Annotated in this window: 12 protein-coding genes; 1 reads left to right on the forward strand and 11 read right to left on the reverse strand. The window is 61.9% G+C overall.

The window, feature by feature from the left end; genetic code table 11:
• Window positions 1-92: 92 nt before the first annotated feature.
• The 8 genes from RIN49_RS13490 to RIN49_RS13525 form a co-directional block, all read right to left on the reverse strand.
• Window positions 93-770, reverse strand: coding sequence for a FadR/GntR family transcriptional regulator (locus RIN49_RS13490; protein ID WP_309120720.1), 678 nt, complete (start codon window positions 768-770; stop codon window positions 93-95).
• A 153-nt stretch (window positions 771-923) separates the two neighbouring features.
• On the reverse strand, window positions 924-3,893 hold the full coding sequence (locus tag RIN49_RS13495; protein WP_309120693.1) for a discoidin domain-containing protein: 2,970 nt from the start codon (window positions 3,891-3,893) through the stop codon (window positions 924-926).
• Between the two features lie 41 nt (window positions 3,894-3,934).
• Window positions 3,935-5,455, reverse strand: a complete 1,521-nt coding sequence (locus RIN49_RS13500) for a sialate O-acetylesterase (protein WP_309120694.1) — start codon at window positions 5,453-5,455, stop codon at window positions 3,935-3,937.
• Window positions 5,456-5,796: 341 nt separating this feature from the next.
• Window positions 5,797-7,464, reverse strand: a complete 1,668-nt coding sequence (locus tag RIN49_RS13505) for a DUF4185 domain-containing protein (protein WP_309120695.1) — start codon at window positions 7,462-7,464, stop codon at window positions 5,797-5,799.
• A gap of 46 nt (window positions 7,465-7,510) precedes the next feature.
• The gene (locus tag RIN49_RS13510; protein WP_309120696.1) at window positions 7,511-8,461 is read right to left on the reverse strand and encodes an ROK family protein; all 951 of its coding nucleotides are present in this window, start codon (window positions 8,459-8,461) and stop codon (window positions 7,511-7,513) included.
• Window positions 8,458-9,369, reverse strand: a complete 912-nt coding sequence (locus RIN49_RS13515) for a carbohydrate ABC transporter permease (RefSeq protein WP_309120697.1) — start codon at window positions 9,367-9,369, stop codon at window positions 8,458-8,460. The genes RIN49_RS13510 and RIN49_RS13515 overlap by 4 nt, the downstream gene beginning before the upstream one ends.
• A gap of 81 nt (window positions 9,370-9,450) precedes the next feature.
• Entirely contained in the window at window positions 9,451-10,824 is a 1,374-nt protein-coding gene (locus RIN49_RS13520) for an ABC transporter substrate-binding protein (protein ID WP_309120698.1), read from the reverse strand.
• Between the two features lie 41 nt (window positions 10,825-10,865).
• A complete protein-coding gene (locus tag RIN49_RS13525) occupies window positions 10,866-11,756 on the reverse strand; it encodes a carbohydrate ABC transporter permease (protein ID WP_309120699.1) in 891 nt (296 codons plus the stop codon).
• Between the two features lie 159 nt (window positions 11,757-11,915).
• Between RIN49_RS13525 and RIN49_RS13530 the strand changes: the two genes are divergently transcribed.
• Complete coding sequence (locus RIN49_RS13530) at window positions 11,916-12,845, forward strand: AraC family transcriptional regulator (RefSeq protein WP_309120700.1); 930 nt, start codon at window positions 11,916-11,918, stop codon at window positions 12,843-12,845.
• A gap of 10 nt (window positions 12,846-12,855) precedes the next feature.
• Here RIN49_RS13530 and RIN49_RS13535 read toward each other — a convergent pair whose 3' ends face one another.
• From RIN49_RS13535 to RIN49_RS13545, 3 genes are all read right to left on the reverse strand, one after another.
• On the reverse strand, window positions 12,856-15,456 hold the full coding sequence (locus RIN49_RS13535) for a glycoside hydrolase family 38 N-terminal domain-containing protein (RefSeq protein ID WP_309120701.1): 2,601 nt from the start codon (window positions 15,454-15,456) through the stop codon (window positions 12,856-12,858).
• Window positions 15,457-15,632: 176 nt separating this feature from the next.
• Window positions 15,633-17,228, reverse strand: coding sequence for an alkaline phosphatase family protein (locus RIN49_RS13540; RefSeq protein ID WP_309120702.1), 1,596 nt, complete (start codon window positions 17,226-17,228; stop codon window positions 15,633-15,635).
• 260 nt (window positions 17,229-17,488) lie between these two features.
• The gene (locus RIN49_RS13545; RefSeq protein WP_309120703.1) at window positions 17,489-18,487 is read right to left on the reverse strand and encodes an inorganic phosphate transporter; all 999 of its coding nucleotides are present in this window, start codon (window positions 18,485-18,487) and stop codon (window positions 17,489-17,491) included.

The raw sequence follows: 18,487 nt of genomic DNA on the forward strand, positions 1-18,487 counted from the left end.
TTGGTATCACACTATCAACCTGTATGATAGGTTAATCATAGAGGGAGACGGAACATTCTGTCAATACGAATGTCAGGAATTTTTACAATGATTTAATAGTTCCGAATGTTGCCTTCGATCAAATCCATCATCTTGTTGAATTCCGTCAATGCGTGGTTCACGTCGCGCTTCGCGATCCCCTCGAAAAGCGTATGGTGGAACATGTAAGTGTCGTCGAACAACCGCTTCTCGCCGAGCGGCTCGACGAAAAATTTCTCGTACAGCTCGGAGATCGACTCGAATACGCTGTGCAGCAGCGGATTGGAAGCGGCTTTGTAGATGTACTGGTGGAACGCGTAATCGATCTCGGAGGTGTCCAAATTTTGCCGTTTCCGTTCGTCGTAGATTTTCAGGCACTCCCGCATCTCCTCGATCGTCTCCGCATCGATTCGCCGGGCCGCCAGCTCCACCGCCTTCCCTTCCAGCGCTCTGCGAACGTCCAGAATGTGCAGCAGAAACTTCTTCTCGCTCTCGACCTTCACCTTCCCCGCGTACCGGAACGAACCGGCCTCGGTCGCGTCCTTGACGAAGATGCCCTTGCCGTTCTCTACCTTGATGATATCGATCGCTTCCAAGTAGCGCAGCCCTTCGCGCAGCGAAGATCGGCCGACGCCCAGCAGCTTCGTCAGCACCTCGACGGACGGCAGCTTATCCCCTTCGCGCAGCTCGTGCTCCTCGATGTACTTCTGGATTTCCTCCGCGACCAGCTCATGCATATGGCGCTTCTTCACTTTGCGCAATTCGTATCCCCTCCCTTCTGACTCGCGAGTCGATTTGAAGGAATGGTATTAAAAATAACGCACCTTGTCAACAACGAAAAAAGAACCGCCGCCCGCACCGCCGTTCCTTGGCGGCGTTCCGAGCGGCGGCCGGCGCGAGGCCGTCTACTCGATCCATCGCATCCGCAGCCAGCGCGGACGGTAGATCGTTCCGTCGACGTAATGCTGATTGCCGTCCGTCGCGTTCACGTTGTAGGTGATCAGCAGCTCCCCTTCGTCGGACAGATGCGGGTGCGCTTTCGCGTTATACGTGTTCGTGAGCGGATTCATGCCCGGCTCGGGCGCGTAATAGAAGGCGACCGGCGCTTGGAACGGCCCCGTCGGGCTGTCGGCGACGCTGTATTCCAACGTGTTGCTGAGCGAGTCTTTCTCGTAGACGAGCACGTATTTGCCGTCCAGCGGACCGCCTTGCATGCGCGTGACGCTCAGCTCCGGCGAGACGTTGACGCCGGGCAGCAGCAGGGCGCTGTCTTCGATGTGGCGCGACCACCCTTTTTCCGAACCGCCCCAAAACCGCCATTCGTTAAACGACTCGAACTTCGCCTCCGCCACCCGAGCGACGACGAGGTTCCGTTCGAACGCGTGATCCCGGTAGCCGTACACATAGATGTATCCGTCCGGATCCGGCGCGCCGGAAGCCGCCGTGTTCGGCATGACGCCTGCGCCGTACGTGAACTTCAGCGGCCATTGCCAGCCGGGCACGCCCGGCGCGTAATCGACGACCGTCTCGTAATACAGCGGCGTATCGGATTGCGTAATGCCGGTCAGCACCGGTCCGCCGGCGTTCGGCAGCTTCGCCATCGCCACGCCGACGACCTTGAACTGCCAGCCCGGAGGCTGCGTCGGATCCGGCGCCATGTTGAGCGGGAACGCATAGAAGCTGTCCCCGAGGGAGATCCCGTCTTGCAGCCAATACCAGTTGCCGGCGGGCGCCGACGAAGACGCGCTGTCGGCTTCCGCCCGGACGAATCGAAGCAGTTCCCCATCAGCCGTATAGAAGCGAACCTGACTGAGTCCGTACGCCGCTTCGTCGCCTGTCGCGCCGCCCCAGTTGCCGTCGCCGGGCGCCGCGTTCGGCACGATCTTCACGTATCGCGCGGCCGCGCCTCCGAAGTCGACGACGCCGCCCCCCGTCAAGTTCGTCGCGGAGAGCTTCGGCGATCCGTCCGCCTTGGCGAATTGGAACGGGTAGCCTGCCGTCTGCAGCTCCGTATATGCGACATCGTCCGTCGAATAGAGAATCTTCACGTTCTTCATGCCTCGGTCGACGTACGGCACGTCCGGCTGCGCCGGGTCGAACTGGTTATAGTTCCAGATCGGCATCCGACCGAGCGCGTACGCGGCGCCCAGATCGAACTTGATCCAATGCTCGCCGCCGTCCGCCGCGGACAACCACATCGTATGGCCGTCCTTCCGATTGTCGTGCGTGTCCGTGGGCTGCGGCGGCGTCACCGCCGTCGGCGCGCTCGGGTGCGCGGACGGCGACATGCCGAACGCGTTGTTCGCGACGTTGGCCGCGACCGTCCCGACGTAAGCGTAAGGCGTATTCGGTTCGAAAATGCTCGAGAAATCCTGCCCCGTCCCGTCCGAGCCCCAAAGAAACTCTGCGTTCCGCGGGTCCGGCACGCTGCCTTCCAGCGTCGCGAGCGTGTTGTTGTAGAAGCCTTGCAGGTCGCGCGCCTTCGTTACCGGATCGACGGAGCCCGTGAACGTATCGCTGAACAGAAACAGCGTATCCGTCCGGTCCGACGCCCCTTGCGCGTCCACCCCGTTATAGGCGATCGAGAAAATGCCGTCCGACCCCGTCCACCCCTCGGTCCGAGCGAACAGCGACGTCCACTCCGGCGCGGACTCCACGACCATCCCGGGCGCGCTGTAGAACCGCGCTTCGGCAAGCCCGAATGCATCCCCGCCGCCCCAGTTGCCCGGCTCCGCCGCATCCGCCGCCGGGTTCGGCTCGATCCTTACGTACCTCGCGCTCGCGCCGCCGAAGTCGACGGGTCCTCCGCTCGCGAGGTTCGACGCCGCCTCCGGCGCGGCGCCCGACGCGCGCGCGAACTCGAGCGGCGCTCCGCCGTTCGCGTAGGTCCAGGCGATGCCGTCGAGCGAAACCTTCACCTTCGCCCAGCGAATGCCCCGATCCGCGCCGTCCAAGGCGTTGTAGTTCCATACGTGCAGCTCCCCGAGCGGGAACGTGCCGCCGAGATCGAATTCGATCCAATTCGCCGCTCCCGGGGCGTCCGCCGTCGACCACATGGCGGCGCTGTCGTTGCCGTGCGTATCCTCGCGGCTGCCTACTCCGGACATGCCGTAGTTGTTGACCGCGTTGTCCGCGGGCGCGTCCGGCCGTTCGCTGCCGGCTTTCGCGCGCGCGACGGCGATGGAATCGCCGGCATCGTCCACGATATTGGCATGGCGGTACAATCGGACCTCGGCGATGCCGTAATGCTTGTCTTTCTCCCGGCCCGCGCCCCAATTGCCGCTGGCGGCGTGCGCGTCGGGTACGATTTTGACATATCGGGCGGGGACGCCGGCGAAGTCGATCGGAGCGGCAAGATTGGAGGCTTGCTCGTTCGGGGAGCCGGTCGCCTTTTCCAACTTGTGCTTCTTCCCCGGGCCTCCCAACGAGCTCCACCGGACGCCGTCGATCGAATACAAAATCTCCGCGTGCTTGACGCCCCACTCGGCTCCGCCCGGCTCGTTATAGTTCCAAATCAGCATCCGCCCGAGCGGGGCGACCGCGCCCAGATCGAGCTGCAGCCAATTGTCGGCGCCGGGGAACGCGTCCGTCCGCCACATCGTGCCGCTCCCCGTGCCGTGCAGCTCCAGGGGGCCGAAGAAGCCGGACATCCCCGAATTGTTCGTCGCGTTCGCCGCCTCGAAGCCCGGCGCCTCGCTTCCGGCCGTCGTCGCGACCGGCTTCAGCAGCAGCTGCTCGGCGTACAGTACCCCCTCGGAGGCGCCCGGCGGGCTCGAGCTCCCGGAGGACGCCGCTCCGACGCTCGGCAACGCCGCGGAAGCCGAGACGCAGAGGGCGAGACTGACGGTAATCCATCGTCGGTTTGCGATTCGCACATCGATTCCTTCCTCTCATGTTCGGATTCGGATGGACAGCTTCACTCGCGGTTTTCGTCCGTTCGGCCATCGATCGCGGCCGGGCTCCCCCTCCCTTCGCGGTCCGTCCGGAACGGCGCCGCCGGCAGCCCGAAGCCGTCGGTCAAGTTCGCCTCCGGGTAGTTCGCCCAACCGTAGCGCGCGGCGATCGGCCGCGGCGCTCGGTCGGAGAAGGCGATTACGGTGTCGCCCTCGATTCGCGCCTCCGCGGGGACATAGACGCGGTCGGCGCCGCACAGCTCGAAGCCGACGAGCTGCTCGCCGTCCTTCGTCGTCAGGCGATCGCCCCCGAAGCGGAATCGAAGCCGCGCCGCGCCGCGGTCGTTCACCTGCATCGCAACGAAGCGCGGACCTTCGCCATGGACGTCGCATCGGCCGTAGACGCGAGCCAGCGCCAGCCGCGCGAGTCGGTCGCCGACCGGTTTCTTGTCGGCCGGGTGGATGTCGTCCTTTTCCCCGCAATCCAGGATGACCGCCATCGCGGTATGCGGCACGCGCTCCGCGACGATCGTCTGCGACTCGCGAAGCAGCGCCCACGCGTCGCCGCCCGGATCGCCGTCGCAGCCGAACGACGGGAGCTGCGCGTAGAGGAAGGGCAGCGCGTCGTCTTCCCAGTCCCGCCGCCAATTGCGGATCAACGCCTCGAGCAGCTTGTCGTACAACATCGGGCGATGCGCATCTCCCTCGCCTTGGTAGTAGAGGAAGCCCTTCAGCGTGTACGGGGCCGCGCGCTTCAGCATCGTCTCGTACAACCCGTTCGGGCGCATGAAGCTTCTCGGACTCATGGGCGGCGGCCACGGGACCGGTCCGAGCTCCTCCTTCGTCTTCCCTTGCGAGACCGCCGCCTCGTATGCCGCGAACGCGTCCTGGAACGCGCGCTCCTCCGCTTCGTACGCCTCCCAATCGAAATCCTTCGCGATCGCGCGGAACTCGTCCAAGTAGACGCGCAGCGCCGGGTCCCGCTCCAGCGTCTCCTCCGCGACCCAGCAAGCGGCCGAGGTCGCGCCCATGTTGCAGCCGACGATGCCGATCGCGACGCCCGTCTCCGCATGGACGCGCTTCGCGAAATGATAGGCGACCGCCGAAAACTCCCCCGCCGCCTCCGGCCCGCTCGCGCGCCAGCCGCTCTCCCGCTCGACGCCGTCGTCGTACGCGACCTTCGGAACCTCGTAATATCGAATGAGCGGGTAGCCGCCGGAGTTCTCGATCTCCTCCGCCCCGCCGGCGGACGACTGCAGCGGCCATTGCATGTTCGATTGCCCGCCGGCCAGCCACACGTCGCCGTACCACACATCGTCGAAGACGATCGCTTCGGCTCCCGATCTTACCGCGAGCCGATAAGGTCCGCCCGCGTCGTTCGCCGGCAGCGTCGCGCGCCAGCTTCCGCCCGCCGCGACCGCCGTCGCGCGCCGGCCGGCGCATTCGACCTCGATGACCTCGCCGTCGGCCGCCTCGCCGAAGATGGCGACTTCTTTCTCCCGTTGCAGCACCATATGATCGGAAAATATCGGATGGACCCGCACCCTTGCACCCCTTTCCCGAGCGAGTTTGTTTGCCGATTTATTCGCTTCCATTTCGTTGCAAGTATAGTCCCGCCGTCGGATCCTGTCTTTGCGTAGGTACGGGGACACCGCGCGAAAGCGGGTGAACCCTCTATTTTCGTATCGTAGATATATTTCTAAGTTAGAAAGTCATCTACGATACGAAATAAGTATGTTACGCCCCCCTTTGGCAGGAGGTGCGCAAAGCGTGCGAAGTTCAAGGGCGGAAGTGTGTCGGCGGGCGCGGTTCGGGGGCGGTTGCTCAGCTACTGTGGGGATTAATCGGAGTTACTCCGACTGCAGCTCCCCAAGCGGCTGCCGTCCTACTCGATCCGGCGCACGTTCACGAAGCGGGGGCGGTAGATGTCCGCATGGCGAACGTGATCAATCATCGACGTCGAGTTGACGTTGTAGCTGATCAACAGTTCTCCCGGCTTCGACAGGCTCGGATGCGCCTTCGCGTTGTACACGTACCGGCCGCCGCCCTCCTTCGCCTCCGGGCAAGCGTAGAGCGCGATCTCGCCTTCGAACGGGCCGACCGGGCTGTCGCCGAGCTGGATGGCGACGGCCCGCGGCTCGTCGCTCCGCATGTACGCGAGCGCGTACCGGCCGTGTTGCGAGCCGCCTCGCAGCGGCGAGACGCTGTACTCCGGCGACGTCTCCGACGAGACGGGCGCCGCCTCGGCGCGATCGGGCGACCAGCCGTGCCCGTCCCAGAACGTCCATCGCCCGCAGTCGGACAGATGCTCGGGAAGGGTGCGCGCGACGATCGCCCGGAGGCGGCCGTCGTTCAGCAAGCCGTACACATAGACGTATCCGTCCGGATCCGGCACGTTCGACGCTTCGGTATGCGGCATGACCGCCGCGCCGAAATACGCAAGATGGCCGGACGCCGTCGCGCCGTAGAGCGGCGTATCGAACTGCTCGATCGAATCGAAATCCGGTCCTTCCGGCGTCATGGGCGACCGGCAGATCGTCACGCCGTGCACCTGGAACTGGAAGCCGTCCGGCCCGTCCGGATTCGGACCGACGATCATCGGGAAGCAGTAGAAGCTTCCGCCGACGGAAGCGCCGTCCTGCAGCCAATAATAGGCGCCGTCGACGGCCGCCGCCTTCGGCGTCGCGGGGACGATCGCGCTGTCCGGCGCGGCCGGATCGGCGTCGTTCCACAGGAAGCGAAGACGCTCCGGATCCGGCTCGGCGCCGTCGAGCAGCGCCATCGAGTTGTTGATCATCTTCATCGTCAAGCGCCGCCTCGTAACCGGATCCACCTCGCCGACGAACGTGTCGCCGAACAACAGCAGCGTCCTTCCGAAGGCGCCGTCGCCGTGGGAATCGCGCCCGTCCAAGGGAATCGAGTAGATGCCGTCCGAGCCGGTCCAGCCGGAGCCGCGCCGGAACAACGCGTTCCACGCTTCCGCGGGCTCCGCGGCCCAGCCGGTTCCCGCGTAGAAGCGAACCGCGCTTAGCCCGCCGAACCGGTCGTTCGCGTCGCATCCGCCCCAGAATCCGTCCGCGCGGAGGTCCGCCGCGATACGCACGTACCTCGCGAGCGGATTGGTCCATCGGATCGAGGTTTCCCCCGCCTCCGCGGAGGATCCGTTCGCCGGAGCCAGCTCGTACGGGGCGCCTTCTTCCCCGGCCAACTCGGTCCACCGCTCCCCGTCCAGCGAGTGTTCTAGGGTAATTCGCCGTAAGCCGCGCTTCCATAGATCCGGAAACCCGGGCAACGATTGTCGATAGTTCCGCACCCGCATTTCGCCGATCGGGTAGGTAGCCCCAAGATCGAACTCGACCCATACCGAACCGTCCCGCTCGTCCGCGACCCAAGAAGCCGAGGCAGGCGGCCCGGTATCGGCAATCAGATTTTCGGCGCGAGCGTCCGGACTCGCCTCCGAGCTCGCCCGGACGCTCGCGACGGGAATGTTATCGCCGGTTCGAAGCGGTCGCGAGATCGCCGCGGACGCCTTCGCCGCCGTTGATGATGCCATATCGATGTCCTCCTTCAAGTACCGAACGATGTCGATCGGTTCGTCCTCACCCGCTCTGCGCGTTCCCCGCCTGCACGTCCGCGAGCAGCTTGGCGACGCCGACGAACGCGCTGAGATTCGCCCGGTCGCTGTAGCGAACGGCGACGTCCGGGAAGCCGAGCGCCGCGCGGACCTCGTCTTGGAACAAGTCGGCGCTCTTCGCGATCTGCCCGCCCACGACGATGCCGTCCGGCCGAAAGCGCGCGACGAACGGCCGCAGCATCTCGCCGGCCAAGCGACCGAAGCGCCGGAACGTCTCCGCGGCCGCCGCGTCGCCGCCGCGCGCGAGCTCGGCGAGCTCCTTCACGTCCAGCCCCGGGTCGGCGCCCAGCTCGGCCGCGATCCGGAGGATGCCCCGCTTCGAGATGTAATCGTCCACGATCGATTCGCGGAAGGGCTCCTTATACAACCACCCGTTCGGCGGCACGTCCGGCCGGTCCTTCACCAAGACGCCCCCGTCGATGAACGCCGAGCCGGCCCCCGATCCGAGCGTAAGGCAGATCGTTCTCTCATAGGCTTGCGCGGCGCCGGACAGCAGCTCCCCGAGCGCGAACAGGTTCGCGTCGTTCTCGAACACGACGGAGAACGGCGCCGCCATCCGCCGGCGCAAGCCGGCGTTCTGCAGCAGCCGATTCGTCAGCTCCTCGCGGAGATTGACGCCGTAAATATGATCGAATTTACCCAAGCCCCGGATGTAGCAGATGCCGTTCTCATAATCGAACGGCCCCGGGAACGCGAAGCCGATGCCGGACAACAAGGAATGTTTGTCGATAATCTTAGCCGCCTGCTGCTCGATCACGGACGTCAGATGCTTCAGCAGCGTCTCCTTGTCCTCCTTCGAGCGGGACGGATAGATCATGATCGTATCCATGCGCACGTCGCCGCTCGCGTTCAGCACCGCGGCTTTGATGAAGACGCCTCCGATGTCGAGGGCGATGGAATATACGTTATGGGTCACTTATGGTCCGCTCCTTCGTAATACACCCACGACTTGCTCGTTCGCAGGATAAGCAAGGTGAACATCAGGCTGATGACGAGAAGCACCCACGCCATGGCCGACGCGTACCCCATCGCTAGATCGCGGAACGCTTTGTTGTACAAATACAACGCATAAAACATCGTCGAATTCACGGGACCTCCGCCGGTCATGATGAACGCTTGCACGAACACCTGGAAGCCGCCCAACACGCCCATGATCAAATTGAAGAAAATGGTCGGCGTCAACATCGGAATCGTAATGTTGAAAAACTGTCGCATCCGTCCGGCGCCGTCTACCGTCGCAGCCTCGTACAGCTCTCGGGAGATGCCTTGCAAGCCGGCGAGATAGATGATCATGCCGCCGCCGACGCCCCAGAGGCTCATAATGATGAGCGAAGGCTTCGACCAAACCCGATCCTGCAGCCACCCCGGCCCTTCGATGCCGATCTGGGCGAGCGCCGAGTTGATGAGGCCGAAGCTCGGATCGAAGATCCATTGCCAGAGCAGCGATACGACGATGATCGAGACGACGCTGGGCAGATAGAAGATCGTCCGCCAGACGCCGATGCCCTTCACCTTCTGGTTCAGGAGCACCGCCATGAGCACGCCCGCGACCGTCGATAACGGCACGCTGAAAGCGACGTAATACAGCGTATTGTAGAGGCTCTCCCAGAACAGCGGATCCTCGGAGAACAGGATGCGATAGTTGAGCGTGCCGACCCATTTCGGCGCGCTTAACATGTTGTAGGAGGTGAAGCTGAGATATAAAGAGTACAGAATCGGACCGCCCAGGAAGAAAATCAACCCGATCAGCCACGGAGAGAAAAACAAATATCCGTTAATCGCTTCCTTCGTTCGCATATTCATCTTGAACGTTCGGTTTCTCATTTCAGGGCGAACTCCTTTGTCCGGCCTTCGGCCCGGAGGTTCCAGGCCGAAGAACGGAAGTCAGATCGTTACGGCGGACGGTTATTGCGTGGCGGCGAAGTTTTTCAGCTCCGTCTCGACGAGCTCCTGGGCCTTCTTAAGGGCTTCCTCCGGCGCCATCTCGCCGAGAAGCACGGCTTCGACCTGCGGCTGAATATGGTTCGCCCACGCCGGAGACGCCGCGACGTATTCGCGGAAGCGCGTGTGATCCATAATGCCGACCATCGTCTTCCAGATCGGATCGTTCATGAACTGCGGATCGCTGACCGCGGCGATGTTGGAATACAACCCCCTTGAAACCTTATGCATCTTGATTTGCACGTCTTTATCCAGCAAGTATTTCATCAGCTCCCAAGCGGCGTTCGCTCTGGCCTCGTCTTTGTTGTCGATGATCTCGAGGCTGAAGCCGGCCGACCAGCTCGCGGGCGACTTCCGGGCCGGAATGGGCGCCACGCCGAACTCCAAATTCGGATTGTTGCGAAGAATGTCGCCGTACAGCGTATTGTTGTCGACGATCATCGCCACCTTCTCGGCGATGAACGGATTGTAGCCGAGCGAGCCGGTCTGCGACTTGAAGGCGGTGAACGCTTTGTTTCCGTATTTCGCTTGGACGTCCGCCATCCATTGGAGCGCTTCGACATTTTCCGGCTTCGTGAACGTCGGTTTCAAGCTGTCGTCCCAGAAGTCGCCCCCGTTCGTCCAAGCCAGCGTCCATAGGTACATGTTGCCGAGCGCCGGGGAGAAGCCGATCCGGTCGATCAGATCGCCGTTCATCTTCGTCAGCTTCTCGGCGTAGGAAGCCAGCTCTTCCCAAGTGGCCGGCGGCTTCTCCGGGTCGAGGCCCGCCTCGCGGAACGCGGCTTTGTTGTAGTACAGCAGACGGACGTCCGTCTCGAACGGCATATGGTAAGAAGCGCCTTCGTATTTCGACTGCTCGACGAGCACCGGGAACAGCGCGGACGTGTCGAAGTTGTCGCGGCTGATGAACGGATCGAGATTGACGAGCGTGCCCGACTTCGCGCGGGCGCCGACGTTGTCGATCTCGTTGAGCGCGAGGTCCGGACCGCTGCCTCCGGCGACCGCCGTCGTCAGCTTCGTCCAATAGTCCCAGAAGGAGACGCCGAGCTCCTCGACCGTAATGTGCGGGTTTTTCGCCTCGAACTCATTGACCACCTCTTCCATCAGCGTCTTCATGTCGCCGTCCGAGTAGATATGCCAGAATTGAATCGTCACCGGCTCTTTCTCCGCTTCCGCCGGCGTCTCCGCAGGAGTTTCCGCAGGCTTCTCCGCGGGGGTCGCGGCCGGAGGCGCGTCGTCCTCGGGAGCTTCCGTCGCCGCGCCGCCCGAGCACGCCGCGAGCATGGAAAGAATCAGAGTCGTACTGAGCAGGATGAGCGAGCTTTTTCTACTTTTCATAAATACATAACCCTCCTTGATTGAGTTCGATCGATAATCCGTTATCCCTTAACCCCGGTCAGCGTAATGCCTTCGATGAAGTAACGCTGACATGTGAAAAACAACAGAATCGTCGGCAGCATGACGATGATCGACGCCGCCATCATGACGTTCCAGCGAGTGCCGTATTGCATCTGGAACGAGCGCAAGCCCAACGCCAACGTGAATTTGTCGGGATCGTTCAAGTAGATCAGCGGCCCGAGGAAGTCGTTCCACGTCAACATGAACGTGAAGATGGCGAGCGTCGCGAGCGCCGGCTTCGACAGCGGCAGGAAGATCCGCAGGAAGATGAAAAATTCCGGACATCCGTCGATTTTGGCCGCCTCGGACAGCTCCCTCGGAATCGTAAGGAAAAACTGCCGCAGCAGAAAGATGTAGAACGCCCCGCCGAAGAAGAACGGCACGGTCAGCGGCAAATACGTGTCGATCCAGCCCAACTGCTTGAACAGGATGAACAGCGGAATCATCGTCACCTGCGAAGGCAGCATCATCGTCGCCAGCAGCAGAATGAACCAGAACGACCGCCCGGGAAAACGAAGCCTCGCGAACGCGTATGCGACGAGCGACGAAGAGAGCACCGAGCCGAACATCGAGACGGCGGTCAGGAACGTCGTGTTCCACGCGTATCTTAGGAACGGGAACGATTGCACCGCGGCCGCGTAATTCGACCACTTGACCGTGCTCGGAATCCATGCCGGCGGTAGGCTGAACAAGCCTGCCTCGTCCTTCAGCGACGTCGAGATCATCCAGAAGAACGGCAGCAAGAACAACGCGCTTCCGGCGGCGAGCAGGGCGTAGACGACGACGCGGTGCATCGCGTCGCCGATGCGCGGCGGCCTTAGAGCGTATTGCCTTGGGGAAGCGCGTACAGTATCATTGGGATGGATCGACATTCTAAAAATCACCCGGTTTCCGTGGAGTGTGCTCGCTCTACTTGCGGGATTGAATCCGCTTTCAATGCTTATATCCTAAGCTTTCCGGCGAGTTGCGTCTTTAAAAATTCGTGACACCTTTTTATAAAATGGAGACACCGCGAAGAAGGAGAGCTCCCCATGAGATGGACCCAGCAGCAGCTGAACCAGAGCAACGCGTTCCTGAACGATTACGCCGTCACCCTGCGCGGCACGGACGTATCCTACTACGTGCATTACTGGGGCGGCGAGACGCAGCTGCTCACGAACCACGTGCATAAGCACTCGTTCTTCGAGATCTGCTATATTCTCGACGGCGAAGGCGAGTACGAGGAAGGCGCGAACCGCATCCCGCTGTCGCCCGGCGTCGTCTTCCTGTCCCGCCCCCATCTTCAACATCAGATCAAAAGCGAGAACGGGCTGTTCATCCTGTTCCTCGCCTTCGAGCTGCTCGAAGCCGAGTCGAGCCCGGCGGCGATCGATCGGTTTCACCGCATGGCGAAGACGGATTCGTATTGGTTCGAATCGACGGCGGACCATCCGATTCCGCAGTTATGGTCCGCCCTGATCTCCACGGCGATCGAGCCGTGCTCGTTTTTGGACGATCACGTGCTCAGCCTGTCGCGGGCGCTCGTTACGTCGTTCGAGGCGGCGTTCAACCGGCGGAAGCCGCCGCAGCAGGAGAAGCCCGCGAGACCGAATACGAGCACGTTCGTTCATCGGGCGAAGCTGTACATCCGCGACAACCTGTCGCAATCGCTCAAGCTGTCCGACGTCGCCGATTATTTGCACATCTCGCCTCGTCATCTGTCCCGGCTGTTCGCCGGCGAGCTCGGGCAGACGTTCACGAATTACGTCCGGAAGGAACGGGTTCGGCAGGCGGCCGCCTTGCTGACGACGACGGACTGGTCGATCAAGCGGATCGCGGAGGCGACCGGGTTCGATACCGTCCATTATTTCGCGAACGTCTTCAAGGCGGAAACCGGGCTCCCGCCCGGCGAATTCGGCAAGAAGTTCCGCGGCCATCAGGACATGTTCCAACCCCCGGCCGGCATCGCGGCCGGGGAGTAACGCCAGCCCTCTACGACTCCGCGACGACGCGGATCGTCCGGAACGCCCGCGCGCCGAACGACGCGCGGCAGGCTTCCCCGTCGCCGTCGACGGGCAGCTCCTCCAAGTTCCGCTCCAGCGCGTCGGTCGCGAAGGCCGAGGCGACACGACGGCCCGGCAGCGAAATTCGCGCCTCCGTCTCCTTCTCCAGCAAGTTATTCATCCGCAGAATGACGCCGTTCCCGTCCTCCGCCGGCTTAACGTGGATGACGTTCGCGCCTGCGCCGGACACCGATAGAAGACGACCTTCCTTATACGCCGGGCACTCGACCGCAGGGAACAGCTGCACCGGATGGGAGGCCGCGAGCCCCGCGGCGGCGGCGGCGGACGCGTCGTAGCGGTCGAAGGCGCGCAGCTCGTACTTGAACGACATCGCGCCCGGCTGGCTCGCCTTGAAGTTGGTGTCCCAATAGTTGTTCGCGGGCCAGGCGAGCAGCAGCGGATTCGCGTCCCGCGGCACTTCCGTCTGCTCCTTGCCGAAGTGGAAATCCCCGATCTGCACGAGCGGCGCGTCCGGGCAAGCGAGCGTCACGCCCCTGGCGCCGTCGAAGACGGACACCGTCTGGTCGACCGTCGCCCAGTCGCGGCACATGCCCGGCAGCTGCTCTTCGTCCAGCTTCACGAACGTAGAAGCGCTGTCGAAGATCGCTTGCCAGCCCGCGTCGAGGTTCAGCGGGAACGCGAAGTACATCGCCTCCGGCTCGCGCACGTCGGTCTTGCGCATCGTCGCCGTCAGCTCGATGCCCGGGCGGTCCGCGAACAACGCGATGCGCTGCTCGAGTCGATCGAACCCCTCCCCTTCCCAGGCGAGCGCCAGCTCGACGGCGCTGCCGCGGCGCTCGACGCGGAGCGACGCCAGCTTGTCGGCGCCCCGTCGGCGCGCCTTCCACTCCCTCTTCCAACAGCTGATGTTGGCGTTCGTCTTGTCGACGTCGCGGTGGTACAACGACGTGCGATGCTGCGGATTCCGGAGCGGGTCGGGCTTCTCGTGCACGTATTGGAACAGCGTCCACTCGCTCGTCGGATCGATCATCTGCCAGTCGAGCTTCTTGTCGGTGAGCGCCGTAATCCTCCCCGTCGCCGGGTCGTAGCGGAGGTCATAGAAACTCGTTTCGATCCGACCGGATTCGACGATGACGTCGGCCGTCCGCGGCGGCTCGCTCAGCTCGGCGAACGGCACGAACTGGTAGCCGAACGGCGGCAGCGTCCGCGTCCCCGCGTACGGCAGCGAACGGTCCGCGTCGTAGTTGTTCTGATGGTAGATGTACCGCGCCGCGGCGGTTTGTCGGCCTTCGGGCTTGTAATGAAGCGGAATATGCAGATCGATCGTTTGCTCCGCCGGCGTCGGGTTGACGAGCAGCAGCCCTTCCGGCTGCTCCGACTGCGGCGGGTTCCCCGCGAACTGCTCCAGCTTCCGGTTCAGCGCGAGGGATGCCATGCTGTTCCCTTGATAGGCGTAATGCGCCTTGTGCGCCCAGAGCGCCTTCGTATAATGATCGTCGGGGTCGGTAATCGAGATGTTCGCCCCCCACGTGTGTTCGTCGTACAAATTCACTTGCTCCCACGCCTCGTCCAGCCAGCGCCGGTCCGTTCGATCCGGGCCATGCGACAGCGCCGCCAAATATTCTGCGGTTCTCAGGCTGATCTTCGATCTCCGGTTAAGGCGGGTTTCGTACGCGGAGCTGCCTGCGCCGAAATTCCAATAATCGGTCCAGTCTCCGGCGAAGGTCGGCACTAGTTCTTCGGGGAGCTCGAGAAGCCTCTCGCGGAACGTCTCGGGCGTCACGAGCCGCATCTTCTGCGGATGTTCCTCCGCATTCCATCGCTCGATCATCTCGAGCAGCTCCGTATCGGGCGGCGTGTTGTCGAGAAGCGGCACGTTCGTCGCCGATAGGAAGATGAAATCGTACGGGTAATCCTGCCGCTCGAGCCGCTCGAAGTATTCGTCGAGCCCCTCCCTCATCCGCGCCGTGCTCTTCTCCCACAGCTTGCAGAACTGCGTAAACAACGAGTAATGCTCGCCGTTGAAGCACAGCAGCGACCTACCGTCCGGCGCCTTCCAACGGAACGCGCGCGGCCGCTGCAGCGGGTACCCGCCGAAGTGAATGTTGATGCCCGTCAGGTACAGCTCGACGCCGGCGTCGAGCAGCACCTGCGACAGCGTCCACGGCTGTCCGTTGATATCGTGGTTAATCGCCGTATTGAGCTTCAGTCCGAATCGCTCGCGCAGCTCGCGGATCGGATACAGCATGCGGGCCAGCTGCTCCGCGTTCGTGAGCGGCGCCGTATGCGCGAACATCGCGGAGACGGCGAGCTGCCCGTTCCTTGCGTAGCGCTCGAACCGTTCGAGCTGCCGCTCGTCCGCTTGCTTCAACCAGCGAAGCACCGGCGCGGTCGCCTCGCACGTCCAGTAAAACCGGGACGCCTCGGGCAGCGCCTCCGTCGCCTCGCATAACTCGAGCGCCTGGTCGATGTACATGTTCTGCAGCTCCATCAGGACGGGCTGCGGATGGGTGTATCCGACGTCGAGATGGCTATGATGGTAGATGAGAATTTCTTTAATCTTCGACACGCGGTTCGCCTCGCTTCGATAGGGTGATTGCACCGACAGCCCCCATTATATCGAGGCGGGTTCATCCCGTCTTTGCGACCTGACGCCAGCGTTTTATAAAATCGTGACACCGTTTTCAAAAAAAAACGAAAAAAAACGGGACGCGTGCCGCCCCGTCTCGTTCCCGAATCGAACTTTCATGATGTAAACGAATCGAGCAACCGCAAAATAAACGGCTTGAGATCCGTAATTCTTCGGTAGTCCGGTTTCTCGTCCGTGCCGTAAACGATGACCGGAAAAAGCGAGTCCGTTTTGTAAATGGACCCGTGAGCGCCGCCCCCCGGGTGGGTCGGCGAGCTTTCGTTCGCGAGCTCGTAGCCCGGCTCCGCGTTTACGACCAAGAACTCCCCTTCGTGCGAATGCAGCGCGGCGTATAATCTCTGCAGGCCGTCGGGGTAATCTCCATAGGTTAGGCTGTTGCCGTCTACTCGTAAGTCGAACACATCCGGATTTCCCTTGACGGTCCATGCCTGTTTATACGGATCCAGAACGGCTCCGCCCTTTTTGTATTGAAGCGTCTCCCCCGTTCCGCCTTGAACGACATGGATCCAGCCGTTGTCCTCCCAAGATGCGAAATCGATGCGCTCGTCGGCGATCAGAAGGTTTGCGACATCCCGGAGAGAAGGCTCGGACCTTAGCTTATACACATACGCCATCGATTCGTTCACGGCCAGCGCCAAGTCGGTTTCTTCCGTTACCGAACCGCCGAACTGCAATACCCGATACTGTCCGAGCAGCTCGTGCAACGGGACGGTCGAATTGCGGGAACGGGGATGAATTTGGCTCACCCCGCTGTCGCCCATCACAACGATGACGGCTCTCCGGGCCGCTTCCTCCGGCGAACCGAACGCCCGCAATAAAGTTTGAATTTGCCGGTCTACGTCCTGCACCCCTTTTAAGTCTGACGGTCCTTTATTATGTAATCTGCTGTCCAGATCCGGCAAATACACGAATAGAAAATCAGGCAAACTGTTGTTCTTAATTAAAAAAGTAGCGACCTCGATCGAATACCGATTGTTCATTCCCATGCGACTGATCAATCCGTCCGGCACATCGGTTATCCCTTCGAGCGGATTCGAGAACGTACCCAACGCTAAAAAATCCGGGCCGGCCACCTCCGCTTCCCCCGGGACGGCGGCCGTTCCTTGGAGCCAAACCGGGACGGACAGCGTATGCGGCGTCGTTCCGCGGTAAATCAGACCGTTAATATTTCCCGATGTCAGCCCCCGTTTCGCTATATCTTCATAGATCGTCGGCGTTCGGTCGCTGAGGTGCTTTCCGTTCAGATGGAGAAGCGCATTCAAGAAGACGGGTTGAACTCCGTTCTTAACGGTCTCGAAGCTTCCCGTCCCGTACGTCACGATTCGTTGCTCCTGGCCGGAATACCAGACCAATCCGGGTACGCGGTGCCGGCTTGGGTCCGTCCCTGTCAACAGAGTGCTGTCGATCGTCACGGACATCGTAGGATATGAGCTTACGAAATCGGGAAAGTACCGCCCGCGCTTCACCAGATATTCGAACGTAGGCAGCTTGTTTTGTGCGATGCCTTCCTCGATCGCTTGAGACTGCAGCGAATCGGCGACGACCAGGATCACTTTCTTCGTACGGTCGTCCGACATGGCATGGATCCGAGACAGATCGGGTTCCTTCGGCGCGTCAGGCTGCTGGCCGCACCCGAAGGGGATCGACAGAAGGGCGAGCGTCATCAACGTTTTTTTCAGCGGCAGGCTCATTGTTTTGTCCCCCTTTTTTGCAAGAAAGGCCGCCGATAAGAACGGCAGCCTGTTTAGACGGTATCTAGCGTTCGGGAACGCGCTTTCGTGCGGATCGACGGGTCTGACCTTCTGCGTTATGTTGCTTCCCGATCCTCCATTTCATTCCTAATGCGGCATCGGAATAAAAACATCGCCCTTCCGGCAAGTTCCGCGCTGACGCAAGAAGGGGCTTTCCCGAGAGCGGAATCATCCGCATACGGGAAAGCCCCTTCGACTTTTTACAAGAATAACACTTCGATAAGCTTAAATATGGCTCCGGCCAAGAACGCCGAGATCGGGATCGTGATAAACCACGTCACGATGATCTTGCCGGCGACGTTCCACTTCACGTCGCGGAACCGCTTGGCCGCGCCGACGCCGAGGATGCCCGACGTTACGACGTGCGTCGTACTGACCGGAAAGCCGGTGAGCGTTGCGCCGAGGATGACGGACGCCGACGTCAAGTCGGCGGAGACGCCGTTCGCCGGCTCGATCTTGAAGATCTTCGAGCCCATCGTCTTAATGATTTTCCAACCGCCTACGGACGTACCGAGACCCATGGCTGTAGCCGCGGAAATTTTAACCCATAACGGTACCTCTAGGTCCGTCTGCAGTCCGCCGGCGACGAGCGCGAACGTGATGACGCCCATCGCCTTCTGCGCGTCGTTCGTCCCGTGGGTGAAGCTCTGGAAGCAAGCCGTGACGATCTGCATCGTGCGGAAATTCTTATTGAGCCGATGCGGGCTGAAGTTCGCGAAAATCCAATAGACGAGCTTCATGACGATAAAGCCGATGACGAACGCGATGATCGGGGAGAAGATCAAGCCCTTGATAATGCTCGCGAAACCGGAGGCGTTAATGCCTTCGATGCCCGCCGATGCGATGACCGCCCCGGCCATCGATCCGATCAAGGCATGCGACGACGACGACGGAATGCCGAACCACCACGTGATCAAATTCCAAGCGATGGCGGCGATCAGCGTGGCGACGATAATGATCATGCCGTGGTCGAGCGTCGACGGATCGGCGACCTTGCCGCCGATCGACTTGGCGACCCCGGTGAACGTAAGGGCGCCGATGAAGTTCAGGGACGCCGCGATCAGGATCGCGTTCCGCGGGCTGAGCGCCCGCGTCGAGACGGAGGTAGCGATAGCGTTCGCCGTGTCGTGGAAGCCGTTGATGAAGTCGAACGACAGCGCCAGGATCACGACGATAACGATGAGGAACATCGGCTCCAT

This window comes from Paenibacillus sp., from assembly GCF_031177825.1.
GTDB lineage: Bacteria > Bacillota > Bacilli > Paenibacillales > YIM-B00363 > Paenibacillus_AE.

Coding starts and splice junctions, on each gene's coding strand:
- RIN49_RS13505 (WP_309120695.1), bottom strand. CDS start 7,464: ATGGCATCATCAACGGCGGCGAAGGCGTCCGCGGCGATCTCGCGACCG.
- RIN49_RS13515 (WP_309120697.1), bottom strand. CDS start 9,369: ATGAGAAACCGAACGTTCAAGATGAATATGCGAACGAAGGAAGCGATT.
- RIN49_RS13520 (WP_309120698.1), bottom strand. CDS start 10,824: ATGAAAAGTAGAAAAAGCTCGCTCATCCTGCTCAGTACGACTCTGATT.
- RIN49_RS13525 (WP_309120699.1), bottom strand. CDS start 11,756: ATGTCGATCCATCCCAATGATACTGTACGCGCTTCCCCAAGGCAATAC.
- RIN49_RS13530 (WP_309120700.1), top strand. CDS start 11,916: ATGAGATGGACCCAGCAGCAGCTGAACCAGAGCAACGCGTTCCTGAAC.
- RIN49_RS13540 (WP_309120702.1), bottom strand. CDS start 17,228: ATGAGCCTGCCGCTGAAAAAAACGTTGATGACGCTCGCCCTTCTGTCG.
- RIN49_RS13545 (WP_309120703.1), bottom strand. CDS start 18,487: ATGGAGCCGATGTTCCTCATCGTTATCGTCGTGATCCTGGCGCTGTCG.